Source organism: Paenibacillus sepulcri, from assembly GCF_042647105.1.
GTDB classification, from domain to species: Bacteria; Bacillota; Bacilli; order Paenibacillales; family Paenibacillaceae; genus Paenibacillus_Z; species Paenibacillus_Z sepulcri.
In genome coordinates this window covers 5800526-5813178 of the sequence record NZ_JBHRUP010000001.1, presented here as the reverse complement: position 1 = coordinate 5813178, position 12653 = coordinate 5800526, and the positions used below count along the sequence as shown (strand labels likewise).

Here is a 12653-nt window from a genome sequence, read left to right as displayed (position 1 = left end):
CACCCTGCCGTCACTTCCACTATAAAGAAAAGCTGCCCTGTGCAGCATCAAGGATCTGGCGATTTATTTCATAATATGACGGATTTGAAAAGCTGCGGCCGCGCCGGCTGATTCCTCCTTCATAACTTCATGATTTCTTTACCCAACCATGCATCAGCGCTAATAATCATGAACTACTGTGAAGGTATCATCCGTAAGGAGGAGTGGGCCCTATGCGAATTGCCGTGTTTTCAGACACTTTTATTCCGCAGATCAATGGCGTTGCTCTTACTTTGAAACGCTGGACCGATTATTTATCCGACCGGGGAGTCGAGTGCAAGCTGTTTGTACCGACTGAACCGGATCCCTCTTATGAAGATCAGGTGTGCAGGCTCGCCAGCCTCCCTCTCCTGCTCTATCCCGAATACCGGTTCGCTATTCCCAATTTGCTGCGCATTCGGAAGCAGCTTTCCCGGTTCAAGCCTGATCTTGTCCATATCGCAACCCCGTTCAATGTCGGACTCGCCGGTCTTTCCGCCGCCCAAAAGCTGCACATCCCTGTCGTAGCCTCTTACCATACCCATTTCGACCGCTACCTCGAATCCTACCGCTTTCCTTTTGCCCGTTCATGCTATTGGCCGTATATCAAATGGTTCCACCGTTCCTGCCGCGCCATCTTCGCGCCTTCGCTGGAGACGATAAGCCTGCTGGAAGCCAAAGGGCTAAGCAATCTCGCCTTGTGGACTCGGGGAGTCGACTGCAAATTGTTCACACCCGCGAAGCGTTCGCAGCGTATCCGGGAAATTTACGGGATCAAGGAGCGGTATCTGCTGCTGTTCGTCGGCCGTCTGGCGCCGGAGAAGGATATGGATATCCTCTTCCAGCTGATGCACCGGCTGCCGGATGCGATCCGCAATCAAGTCCATCTGCTGGTTGTCGGCGACGGCCCGATGATGGAGCAGGCCCGGCAGGAAGTGCCGCAGAATGTAACGTTCGCCGGCTATCAGAGCGGAGAGTCTCTGGCGGAACTTTACGCATCCTCGGATTTGTTCGTGTTCCCGTCTTCGACCGAAACATTCGGCAACGTCGTGCTGGAGGCTGCGGCGTCCGGGCTTCCCGCTATTGTCGCCAATAGCGGAGGTGTGACCGAGATTGTACAGCATGGGAAGACCGGAATGCATGCACAAGCCAGAAATGCGGAGAGCTTCCTTGCGGCCTTGACCGACTGGTTCGAGCATCCGGACAAATGGCGGGAGTTCGGGGCAAGAGCCAGGGCCTATGCGCTAACGCGCACCTGGGACCAGGCGATGGAGGCCATCTATACGCGCTGCCTGCAGATCGCCGAAACGGAGAATAATCAACTGGCCGCCGCAAGTCAAATCCTGACGGCTATCACGGAAGAAGACGAAATTGCCTGAAGCTGACACACATCGGCACGACGCATGTTCACATCCAAGATTCAGTAGGAGGTTTATGGGATATGGATACCGGAACTCATCTTCTGATTGGCGCCACGTTGGGAGGACTTGCAATCTCTCTTACCGATCCCGCTCTCATCAGTCATTCGACCGCCGTCTACGGGTTATTCGCGGCAACAATCATCGGCTCGAACGCTCCGGATTTCGATACCGTCATCCGTATTCGCGGGTACAAATCATACCTGCAGCATCATCGGGGCTTCAGCCATTCGCTTCCCATGCTTGCGGGGTGGCCGCTTGTCCTCGCCCCACTGATCGCCCTCGCTTTCCACGCCTGGGCCTATTTGCTCCCGATATTTCTATGGACGATGGCCGGAGTAATGTTTCATGTCTTCCTCGATTTATTTAATGCCTACGGCGTGCAGTGCTTCAGACCGGTTTCGCGGAGATGGTTCCATGCGGATATCATCCCGATCTTTGATCCGATTCTGTTCTCTCTTCATGCAGCGGGGCTGCTCCTGTGGGTGTTCGACGTCTTCGGGACAGCGGCTGTCTTTCCGCTTGTCTATGCTTTAACCTTTCTGTTCATCGGCTGCCGCCTCCTGATTGGCCGCTTCATGCTGCAGCTTGTCCGCCGTCGTTACGGAACCGCCGGCTATTCCTTCCTGATTCCGCGGGGGCTTCCCCACGAGTGGAAGTATGTTCATGAAACCGGGCAGGCCTATATCACGGGCTCGATCCGCGGATTGACTTTGAAGGAAGAAGCGATCTTCGAAAAAGGGGAGCAAAACGATATCATTCAAGCAGTCATGGGCAGCGACGGGGTCCGAACATTTCTCCGGTTCACGCATCGCGTTCATATCTCCTGCCAGAAGCTTCAGGACGGATACAAGGTTGAGCTGCGCGATGTCCGTTTCCGGCACGGACATGATCTTCCATTCGGTATGGATGTCATGCTGGATGAACGGCTGCAGGTGATCGGGGACACGATCGGGTGGAGGAAGAAGATGTGGGAGCCGCCATATGCATGATATTCGGGGGAGGCAGTTGCAGCAGTTGAGTACGTAAGGGTGGTTATAGTGCTTGAATCTTTGGATAAGAGAGCGCCTGGCAGCAGGTGCTCTCTTCTTTTGCCTTGCTGCACAATAAACCGAGCCGCGTGTCCATCAATTAAACGGCAGCGCGAACGATGAAGTGATCCACCGTTGTTGGCAGCCCTCTTTCAACCGCATGCCCGGAAAAAATCCGTTCTACTCCAGACATGCTTTCATTTATGACCATCTCTTGCAGGGATGGCAGCTGACCAAAGCAGCACATTTTAATAATGTCCATAGGCTCCTGCAAATATTGGACAGCCGTGACCGTTTCGATTTCAGCTTGAGTAATTCCCCCTTCTTCAAGCTTATTCTTGATTTTGTCCCATACGGGGGTTCCATCAGGAAGCGGTTCAAAAAGATTGGGGAAAAGCCGCGGCAATTCTGGAGACATACGATCCCCGGGATGCAGACCAAGGATATGCCCGCCTTTTTTTAAGATCCTTTTTAAGTCTGCATAGACGGAGGTCGGACCTTTGCGATTGTAAGCACAATCAAACGCTTCCGTTTCAAACGGAAGCTTATGCTTCGTATTGGCCGTAACAAAAGATACGTTAGCCAGGTTGCGGCTTCTGCCCGTCTCAATAAAGTCGCGTGTGATATCCAAACCTACAATCTGCTTCACAACCGGGCTCCATTGGATGGTGAAGTCGCCGTGACCGCAGCCAATATCCAGCACCTTCTTATTCTGAACCATCAGCGAGACCTCATCTCTAAACTTACTCTCGCCATTCGGCTCCGTGACCGTCGAATTCCATGGAAAAGCATACTCCCCTGTCAAACGCGCAAGCTGAGCATACCATGCATGCGAATGAGGCGTTAACCAGTCCTTGTGCGACCTCGGGTTTACAAGCTTCGGATACACGCTAAAACCTCCTGCTCATTCAAAATCTCCTTAAAATTCCATTCATCATCTTTCAATATAAGTAATTTCCTGGGTCTATTCAATGCTTTCCTGAATTCGAATGATGCGTAAAATTAATTCCAAGCTTGATTTAAGTAAAATTTGGAATCCTTATAATTTCAACAGATTATTTGTTTAATCCATTCACCAGCAGGGTTGGGAAGGATTGTTTTTGAGTATAAACCGGAAATCTGACCAGCCCAGATAAAGCATAATGTGGATGAAATAATGGGATAGTAAGGGCGTGGCAAAATAAACTTATATTCAAAGGACGGTGTCTCATTAAAATGGTGGACAATCAATATCCTCGCTTAAGAGGAAAGCTCCTCAAATCGGCAGCAAAGTTTCTCGGATCCGCCTTATTAGTAATAGCGCTGATGACTGGCTTTCCGGATGTCAGCTCGGCGATCGGTAAAGGGGCGAAGGGTCCGGATGTATACGTCATTCAGGGAATGCTGAAATCACTTGGCAGTTACGCTGGCCCAATCGATGGGAATTACAATGCTCTGACTGTCATCGGCGTCAAATATTATCAGAAGAAACATGGACTTCCGGCGACTGGCTCAGTGGACAAAAGGACGCTCAAGTCGTTGATCTATGTGTACGCAAGCAAGAAGACAGGAACCCAAATGCACACGCAAAGTAAAGGTAATGGAAAAATACGCGAGCAAGGTATTCGCGGCGGCAAAAATGGCGGCATCGGCGGTGGTCAAGGCCATGGCGGCGGCACTGGCGGTGGACAAGGCCACGGCGGCGGCATCGGCGGTGGTCAAGGCCATGGCGGCGGCACTGGCGGTGGACAAGGCCACGGCGGCGGCATCGGCGGTGGTCAAGGCCATGGCGGCGGCACTGGCGGTGGACAAGGCCACGGCGGCGGCACTGGCGGTGGTCAAGGCCATGGCGGCGGCACTGGCGGTGGTCAAGGCCATGGCGGCGGCACTGGCGGTGGACAAGGCCACGGCGGTGGCATCGGCGGTGGTCAAGGCCATGGCGGCGGTATTGGCGGTGGTCAAGGTCAAGACTCCGGTCGGGGACAAGATCGGGGCCAAGAAAAAATAGAAATCAAACAAGAAGATCAAGGGCAAAAAATTGAAGAGAAAGCCAAGGAAAAAGACAACAAAATTCAAGATGACAATATTCAAGAAGACAAGGGCCAAGTAGAAGAAAAAACTAAAGAAGATACCAAAAGCAAGGATTATGGCCAAGGCGGAGAAGGCAGCCATGGGCATGGTGACAAGCAAAGTCAGGATCAAAATCAAGGAAACAGCCAAGGCGATAATAAAGGCAGCGGATATGGTCAATCAAAAGACACGCAATAAAATCTCCGGCAGCCTTCAAGCCTGATCAGAAACAAATATAAGCCGGGAAGCTCCCAATGGAGGGGTCCCGGCTTATTTAACTTCTCTATTCGGTTAATTAGTTATTCTAGCCCTTCACGGACCCCAGCATAACGCCTTTGGCAAAATGCTTCTGCAGGAACGGATAGACCAGCAGAATAGGCACCATGGCCAGCACAATGGACGCCATACGGATCGTTTCCTGCGGAATAACCCGGTCGTCTGACCCGCCAGATCCGCCTACGCCGTTGGAATCCGAATCGATAACAAGCGATTTGATCAGCACCTGCAGCGTCCATTTCTTGGCATCGGTCAAATAGATCAGCGCATTGAAGTACGTATTCCAGTACGCGACTGCGAAGAATAAGGTGAAAGCGGCGACAGCCGGCATGGACAGCGGGACAATAATCCGCCAGAAGACGCCGATATCGGAGCAGCCGTCGATGCGGGCGGCATCCTCAAGTTCCGAGGGGAGCGTATCCAGAAAGCTTTTAATCACGATCAGGCTCCAGGCGTTGGTCAGGCCGGACAAGATCAGGGACCAATGTGAATTGAGCAGTCCAAGATCCTTGATCAGCAAATAGTTGGGCAAAATCCCGGCATTGAATACCAGCGTAAAAATAACGCCTCCGAGCATCACATTCCGGCCGGGCACGGCTTTCTTGGTGAGGACATAGGCAAATGTGAACGACACGATAACGCTCAGCACGGTTCCGATACCCGTTACGAACACGGTGCTTTTCAAAGCGTTCATAAAGCTGTTGGTCGACAGAATGTACCGGTACGCCGACAAGGACCATTTTTCCGGGAACAAGTAAAATTGCAGCGGCACATAGACCTTCGGATCGGTGAAGGAAACGCTGAATACATAAATAAACGGAAAGACGCAAATGATCGACATGATCGCGAGCAGCGAGTAATTCACATAATCGAACAGAGTCAATCTTTTGGAAGCTACGAAACTCAAAGTTGGTCCCCCCTTAATAAATGCCCTCTTGACCCAGCTTCTTCACCGTATAATTCGACAGCAGGACAAGGATCAGGCCTACAACGCCTTTAAACATCCCTACAGTTACGCCTACGCTGATCTTCCCTCCGAGAATCCCGATCGTATACGCATAGGTGTCGAATACCTGGGAAACGGAGGTGACGAGCGGGTTGTTCATGAGCAGCACCTGCTCGAATCCGACATCCGCCATATGGCCGAGCCGTAATATAAGCAAAATGATGATCGTCGGACGAATCGCCGGGATCGTAATATGCCAGATTTGCTTCATGCGCGAGGCCCCGTCCATAACGGCTGCCTCGTATTGCCCGGGATCCACCCCGGCAATGGCGGCCAGGAAGATAATGGTGCCCCATCCTACTTCCTTCCACATGCTCTGAAGCGTGATCAGCCCCCAGAAATAGTTTGAATTGGACAGAAACGATACCGTTTCAAAGCCCATACCGGAGATGATCTTGTTCACGATCCCCACATCCGTCGAGAGCATGAAGAAGGTCATGCTGGCCACTACGACCCAGGACAGAAAATGAGGCAGGTAAACGATCGATTGATTGATCCTTTTGAACACCTCATGCCTGACCTCATTCAGCATGATAGCCAGTATGATAGGGACAGGGAACATAAAGATGATTCCGAAAATATTAATCGCAAATGTGTTCCGCAGCATATCGTAGAAAATCTGGCTGGCGAACAACTCGGTAAAATTCGTGAAGCCGATCCACGGACTTCCCCACAATCCCTTATAAGGGTTGTACTCCTTGAACGCGATCAGCAGCCCCCAGAAAGGCACGAATTTGAACAGAATAAAATACAGGACGCCCGGCAGCGCCAGCACATACATCCATTTGTGCTGCAGCAGGCTGGCCCATAGTCTGGACAGAAGCGGCTGACGAGGCTGACTCTTGACGGCAGTTTGCATCAAAGCACCCCGCTTGAACTGATCCGGTATTCCGCCTTCTCCAGCCACTGCGGATTAACGGTTATCCCCCAGCCCGGTCCCTCTGGAACCTGCACCCTGCCGTCCGACACGGCCAGCGGCTCCGTAAACAGGCCCTTCGTCCAGTCATCCTGCTCGATCGTGTATTCCATATAATCTCCGGCATTGGGGATGGCTGCCACCATATGAAGCGTGAACACGGCAAGCATGGATAAATTAGCCGCATGCGGCATGCAGATCATGCCCGCGGACTCCGCCATCCGGGCCACCTCCAGCGCCCGGCTGAGGCCGCCGACATAACAGATGTCCGGCTGGACGACGTCCACCGCCCGCATGGCGATCATCCGCCGGAACTGAGTCAGATCGGTATCCTGTTCGCCGCCGGCAACCGCTATATCAAGAGCGTCCGCCACCTGCTTCGTCCACTCCAGCTCCGTATAGGGACATGGCTCCTCGAAATGACATACCCCATACTGCGCCAGCATATCCCCTGTCTCGATGGCCTTGCCCGGCGTAAATCCGCTGTTCGCATCAACAAACAGCGAGGTGTCGTCACCGACTGCCGCCCGCGCCGCGCGCACGACCTGCTCCGAACGGCCCGGATATACATCCTTGTCGTGACCGAAATTGCTTGCGATGCGGATTTTGAAGGCGCGGAAGCCCTCTGTTTCCTGAAGCCGCCTGAGCCGTTCCGCCTCCTCCCCAGGCGAGATGTCCCGCCTCATGCTCGAACCGTATACCTCCACCTTGCGAGGTCTGCCGCCCAGCAGCTCGCATACGCTTTTCCCCTCCCGCTTGCCCTTCAGATCCCATAATGCCGTGTCCAATCCGCCTACTGCCCGGCATAAGTGGGAGCCGGGAAATTTATGCTCCTCGCGGATGATGGCCGCGGACAAAGCTTCTATCTCGCTGCAATCCGCTCCGAGTGCGTGAGGCGCAACCTGCTGGTGCAGCACAAGGGCCGATATATTGGCATGATAAGGGGCAATCTGCCCGTATCCCTGAAGGCCATCCTGGGAAGTAACCCGGACGACAGACAGCTGTCTTGTCGTAAAGGTCTCGATACTTTTGATCTTCATTGCTGTTCCTCCAGTCCGTCATCTAATTTGGCAGCCGCGTCAGCGTCCACCCATGTCCCGCCCATGTCCGCACTTCTTCCGCAAGCTACCGGTGCTGCGCTCTGAAGTTGCCGGGTGTCAGCTGGACATAACGCTGAAAAATGCGGATAAAATTCCGTTCGGAATATCCGACAGCCATCGCAACCTCGCTGATGCTCCGGTCCGTATCCTTTAACAGCCGCTTGGCTTCGTTGATCTTGTTCTCCGCGACATATTCCAGGAAGTTCTTGCCCATTTTCTTCTTGAACAGCCGGCTTAAATAGGACGGGCTGACGCCTACGATTTCGGCGCAATGCACCAGGGACAGGTCTCTTCCGCAATTTTCCCTGATATAGCTGCAGACTGTCTGAATGGCCGTTTCTCCCGCTGTTTCCCTGTCGTTGCGGGTTAACCATATATAAAGGGGAAAGAGCGTCTCCTCGAACCAGTCGCAAATTTCCTGGGAGGTTGCCTTGCTTCTGAGCTGTCCGAACAAATTATGCTCCATCATGTCGACCGCGTTCGCCCCCTGATTCTCCAGGGCCACGATCAAGGACGATAGCAGGACATGATAGCTCTGATAGGTAAACACGTATGACTGGGAATTCTGCATAATTTCCGTAAATGCCCTGAAATGCCGGATCGAAGCCGGGATATCCTCCTGGTCCAGCGTTTCCACAATGGACGCTTCCAGCTCTCTGGGATAACTGAGATGAGTCTGTTTCTTGACATGCTCCACATCTTCGATGAACAGAACGGATTCCGAATCCTGAAAAATCCGGTTATTGAGCGCATTTTCCGCTTCCTTGCACGAAACCGGAACGTCCGCCACATGCGCATAGAACCGCCCGATCCCGACGGTGACCTCAAAGGACAGAAAATTCGTAAACGCCTCCGTTATAGCGGCGGCATATTCCTTGGTCCTCTCCAGCATCGTATCCTGCGGCATATCCGGCTTGAATTGAAGAAGCGCCGCCCCTCTTCCCTGATAAGGAACCGCGTAGCCTTGATGGCCCAGATCGCGGAGAACCTCCTGCATCACATTGGCCAGGGAGAAGGCGATAATTCCCCGATCCTCCGGCAGAAACCGTTTTTCCTTGTATATATTTTCAGCCTCGACAATCAGGACGACATTCGTGAATTCAACCTCTATGCCATACATGCCGCAATCCTGAATAAGCGTCTCATTTCTCGTATAATCGCCGCCCAGCAGCTGATAGAGAAACTTCTCCCGCAAGGACGGCTCAATCGTTTCCATATACGATTCCAGCTTTCCGGTTTCTTTGCTCAAATAATCCAGCGACTCCCGGATGATATCCAGCTCGTTCTCCTTATGCTTCATACCTCCTGCGCTGAGAGAGCGGCTGTGATTGATCAGCTGTTCGATCGGCGTGTAGGCTCTCCTCGAGGTGATATAGGTCAACAGGATTCCCATCCCTACGAATACGACAAGAATAAGCACCGTCATTTTGCGGATCCAGTTCAATTGATCGGTAATGATTTGTTCCGGGATGACCGATACATAAGTTCGGCCGAACACATTTTTCACATATCGGTACTGCGCGGATTTGCCGTCCATGCCCTCCGCTGTAAAATAACCGTCGTTTTTATCCGATGCCTTGATGATGTCAATGCCTTTTAAACCGGCCGTCTCGCGAAGCCTGCTGGCATCCGGCTGGCCATCGATGGCAAACGGATCGTGCAGCTTCACGACGATCAACTCCTGGCCGTCTGTAAGAATAGCCGTATCCGCTTCCAGAAACTTGCTGAGAACAGAGGTCTCGATCTCGAAGCCCAGAACCCCCGCAGGTCCTCCGTTTCCAATGAGCGGGAGCATTCTGGCAAACGTAATATAGCCTTGTCTGCTGCTGAACTGCGACCACTGGGCAGGATGTCTGCTTTCCAGCAGCCGGTCTATATTATCTTTATATTTGTATTCCGACTTGGCGATGGGACCATATTCATTGGAAAGAATCCGTTCTCCCGCACTGTCGTACAGGAAGATTTCATTAATGAAGCTGTTGGAATTTTTGGCCAAAGCGATTTTCTTCAAAATCTCGATATTCAGAAGTCCATTCTCATCGGACGGGCCTGCAAAGGCGGTCTGAATGACGGGATCCTTGGCTAACTGGAGCGAATCCTGTTCGATTTCCTGCAGGACTCTCTCGGCGCGGTCTTTCAGGATCGTCAGGGACGAACCGCTTTCGGTCTGGATATAGCTGTTCATCCGGTTCATCGAGAACTGATAGTAGGCGATGCTGATCAAGATAACGGGAATGCATACGGAAACGCAGCCCAGCCAGATCAGCTTGTATAAATACTTTCGCGGATTCGCCAGACGACCGATACCTGAATAGTTCAATAGAGATTTGCTCCAGTTAGCCATAAATCCTCCCATTTTCCCAATCCATTTCTATTTTCATTATCATAGGGAGCAGAGCGTGAAATTACAAGCTTTACGTTCAAGGATCACTTTGCGCTTTATTTGCCGAATTTCTCTTTGTACTCCGCCGCGAATTCCTGGTATGACTTCTTGAAATCTGGACTGCCGTTCAGCTTGTCCACGTAAGCTTTGTATTCCTCCATGGACACCTGTCCGACGATGGCTTTAATAACCATCGACTGCCATTCAGACTCATATTTCGTCCAGACGGATGTCCAGGTATCGGAATTGATGATCGAGAACGGATCGATCTTGCCGACATTGGCGTATTCCTCGACCGATTTCATCTTTGCGTCGTTATACGCTTTGGGGGCCGCCGGGTTCACAACCTTCATCTTGTTGTTGTACGCAAGCGGGAAGATAGCGCCTGTGCCGTTCGCCGTTACCTGCCTGGTCCCTAGCTCGGTAAGCTGCTGCTGGCCGTCTACCATCGTGTAATCCACGCCCTCGATGCCGTAGTAATTGTAGTCGGTTTGCTCCATCGTGGTCGTCTTCTCGAAAAAGTCCAGTATCTGCTTCACTTTCTCTTCAGGCACTTTCTTGGAAATATAGAAGGCTCCGGAGAATGGCGTGGACAGCTGCACGCTTGTACCTCCTGGTCCTTTCATCGGTGGCAGAGAGATGATTTCAGCCTGCGGCTGAACCTTCTTGACCTCCTGCTCGAAGGTATAATCCCGCCAAATATTCCGGGCATAGGATGCGGCGCGGCCGGTGGTGTACATTTCTTCCGCCTGCGTCTGCTTGATCGCCGAGAAATCCTTCGCCAGAATGCCGTCCGCATACAATTGACGGAAATAGCCCACCATGTCCGTATAATTGGGCGTTAGCAGTTTATTGATCAGCCCGCCTTCCTGGTCATATACGGGATCCAATCCTCCGAAGGCGGACAGGAAGCTCCCGTCGCCATCAGCCAGCAGGAAGCCCTGCCCGATGAGTCCGACCGTATCCTTCTTCCCGTTGCCGTCGGGATCGCCGTTTACGATTGTTTTCAAAGCGGTCTCGTATTCTTCCAGAGTGGTCGGAACCGGCAACTTAAACTTGTCCAGCCAGTCCTTCCGCATTTTGATGCTGATGTCGATTTGCGGACGGTTTCGCGGTATCCCGAAAATGCCGCCGCCTGTCTTCATATAATTCCATATTTCCTCATAGCTGTTGTTTTTCAAATTCGGGTACTTGCTGAAGTCGTCCAGGAATGGCGTCAAGTCCCAGAACGCTCCCTGATTGATGGCATTCTGCAGCGTCGGGCGGGTCGTGCTGGTGGCTACGATCACCTCCGGAATATTGCCGGAAGCCAGCACCAGATCAAATTTGGTGTTGTAGTCGCCGGAGGGAACCCATTCCACATCCAGTTCGGTTTGGCTGCTCTTCTGAAATTCCGTCCAGTATTCATCGTTCATATCCGGAACATCGGCGTATGACGGAACCATAAATTGAACGCTCAGTTTCTTCGCAGCCTCACCCGTTTGCGCCGCCTTGTTCCCATTCTGTCCGGTGCCGCCGCATCCTGCGACAACGCCCAGGGAAAGTACCAGCACCATGGTCAAGCCTAGAGCCTTGCCAGAAAAAATGTTCATATAGACCTCCCAAATTATTTTTAACCCGCTGCCGGATTATTGGACGAATCCGCATCGTTTGGCAACGTTTTCATCATTTATCTTAACGGCATCCCGGACTGCATGTAAGTGACAGATCTTGAACTGCCTGTGAAAATCGGGGTAAAAACAAGGATTGGCAGTCCTTTGTCATGGTTTGCGACAGCTTGAAGGCTGGCGAACAACAAAACAGCCGCCATCGGTAACAACCGGTTGGCGGCCTGCTTGGTGGAGCATGTAGACGATGAATTTCCGCTACTCCGTGATCTCCCACTGCGGATTCCAGACGACTTCCCACAAATGGCCATCGGGGTCCTGGAAGTGTCCGGAGTATCCGCCCCAGAAAGCATCATGCGCCGGGTCCGTAATAACGGCACCAGCATTCCGGGCCTGCTCCATGACCTGATCCACTTCTTCCTTGCTGCCTACATTGTGGCCAATCGTAAATTCGGTAGAACTTGATGCGGTCTGATGGACCTTCGCCTCATGGGCGAGATCCCTCCGGTTCCAGATAGCAAGCTTTAAGCCTGCCTGCAGCTCAAAAAAAGCAACGGCGCCATGCTCGAACTCTTTGCCAATGATGCCTTGCGTAGGCAGTCCCAGTCCCTCGCGGTAGAATGCCAGCGATCTTTCCAAATCATCCACGCCCAATGTGATTACCGTAATCCGTGGTTTCATCATTTGCCTCCCTGCGCGATTTGCTGTTTCTTCACCCGGCAATACCGGCCTCAACCGCCAATTTGAATCCATTATATCCTAGTATGAAAAAAAGCCCAACCTCCCGCTCGATAGCGGCAGACTGGGCGGTGATTCATCTGGAACCTCTTATACGCTTCTCTCATCTTC

Annotated in this window: 10 protein-coding genes; 3 read left to right on the top strand and 7 right to left on the bottom strand. The window is 52.3% G+C overall.

From position 1 onward, the window contains the following. Positions 1-212: 212 nt before the first annotated feature. Together ACFOLF_RS25460 and ACFOLF_RS25455 are read left to right on the top strand one after the other, a co-directional pair. A complete protein-coding gene (locus tag ACFOLF_RS25460; RefSeq protein WP_210046519.1) occupies positions 213-1397 on the top strand; it encodes a glycosyltransferase family 4 protein in 1185 nt (394 codons plus the stop codon). Between the two features lie 62 nt (positions 1398-1459). Next, positions 1460-2428, top strand: a complete 969-nt coding sequence (locus tag ACFOLF_RS25455; RefSeq protein ID WP_210046518.1) for a metal-dependent hydrolase — start codon at positions 1460-1462, stop codon at positions 2426-2428. A gap of 139 nt (positions 2429-2567) precedes the next feature. Here ACFOLF_RS25455 and ACFOLF_RS25450 read toward each other — a convergent pair whose 3' ends face one another. Continuing rightward, positions 2568-3356: a class I SAM-dependent methyltransferase gene (locus tag ACFOLF_RS25450; protein ID WP_210046517.1), complete on the bottom strand. Its 789-nt coding sequence runs from the start codon at positions 3354-3356 to the stop codon at positions 2568-2570. A gap of 326 nt (positions 3357-3682) precedes the next feature. Between ACFOLF_RS25450 and ACFOLF_RS25445 the strand changes: the two genes are divergently transcribed. Then, on the top strand, positions 3683-4714 hold the full coding sequence (locus ACFOLF_RS25445) for a peptidoglycan-binding domain-containing protein (RefSeq protein ID WP_379219544.1): 1032 nt from the start codon (positions 3683-3685) through the stop codon (positions 4712-4714). 106 nt (positions 4715-4820) lie between these two features. Here the strand turns inward: ACFOLF_RS25445 and ACFOLF_RS25440 are convergent, their stop codons facing one another. The 6 genes from ACFOLF_RS25440 to ACFOLF_RS25415 form a co-directional block, all read right to left on the bottom strand. Then, positions 4821-5699, bottom strand: a complete 879-nt coding sequence (locus tag ACFOLF_RS25440) for a carbohydrate ABC transporter permease (protein ID WP_210046515.1) — start codon at positions 5697-5699, stop codon at positions 4821-4823. Positions 5700-5712: 13 nt separating this feature from the next. Continuing rightward, the gene (locus ACFOLF_RS25435; protein WP_210046514.1) at positions 5713-6657 is read right to left on the bottom strand and encodes an ABC transporter permease; all 945 of its coding nucleotides are present in this window, start codon (positions 6655-6657) and stop codon (positions 5713-5715) included. Beyond that, on the bottom strand, positions 6657-7754 hold the full coding sequence (locus tag ACFOLF_RS25430) for a mandelate racemase/muconate lactonizing enzyme family protein (RefSeq protein ID WP_210046513.1): 1098 nt from the start codon (positions 7752-7754) through the stop codon (positions 6657-6659). Before ACFOLF_RS25430 ends, ACFOLF_RS25435 begins: the two co-directional genes overlap by 1 nt. Before the next feature lie 85 nt (positions 7755-7839). Next, entirely contained in the window at positions 7840-10158 is a 2319-nt protein-coding gene (locus ACFOLF_RS25425) for a helix-turn-helix domain-containing protein (RefSeq protein ID WP_210046512.1), read from the bottom strand. A 95-nt stretch (positions 10159-10253) separates the two neighbouring features. Next, entirely contained in the window at positions 10254-11789 is a 1536-nt protein-coding gene (locus tag ACFOLF_RS25420; protein WP_210046511.1) for an extracellular solute-binding protein, read from the bottom strand. A 273-nt stretch (positions 11790-12062) separates the two neighbouring features. After that, positions 12063-12485, bottom strand: a complete 423-nt coding sequence (locus ACFOLF_RS25415; RefSeq protein WP_210046530.1) for a VOC family protein — start codon at positions 12483-12485, stop codon at positions 12063-12065. Between the last annotated feature and the right edge of the window lie 168 nt (positions 12486-12653).

What these genes read in the sequence shown, in the direction of transcription:
- ACFOLF_RS25460 (WP_210046519.1), top strand. Translation starts at nt 213, where the DNA reads ATGCGAATTGCCGTGTTTTCAGACACTTTTATTCCGCAGATCAATGGC.
- ACFOLF_RS25455 (WP_210046518.1), top strand. Translation starts at nt 1,460, where the DNA reads ATGGATACCGGAACTCATCTTCTGATTGGCGCCACGTTGGGAGGACTT.
- ACFOLF_RS25445 (WP_379219544.1), top strand. Translation starts at nt 3,683, where the DNA reads ATGGTGGACAATCAATATCCTCGCTTAAGAGGAAAGCTCCTCAAATCG.
- ACFOLF_RS25435 (WP_210046514.1), bottom strand. Translation starts at nt 6,657, where the DNA reads ATGCAAACTGCCGTCAAGAGTCAGCCTCGTCAGCCGCTTCTGTCCAGA.
- ACFOLF_RS25430 (WP_210046513.1), bottom strand. Translation starts at nt 7,754, where the DNA reads ATGAAGATCAAAAGTATCGAGACCTTTACGACAAGACAGCTGTCTGTC.
- ACFOLF_RS25425 (WP_210046512.1), bottom strand. Translation starts at nt 10,158, where the DNA reads ATGGCTAACTGGAGCAAATCTCTATTGAACTATTCAGGTATCGGTCGT.
- ACFOLF_RS25420 (WP_210046511.1), bottom strand. Translation starts at nt 11,789, where the DNA reads ATGAACATTTTTTCTGGCAAGGCTCTAGGCTTGACCATGGTGCTGGTA.
- ACFOLF_RS25415 (WP_210046530.1), bottom strand. Translation starts at nt 12,485, where the DNA reads ATGAAACCACGGATTACGGTAATCACATTGGGCGTGGATGATTTGGAA.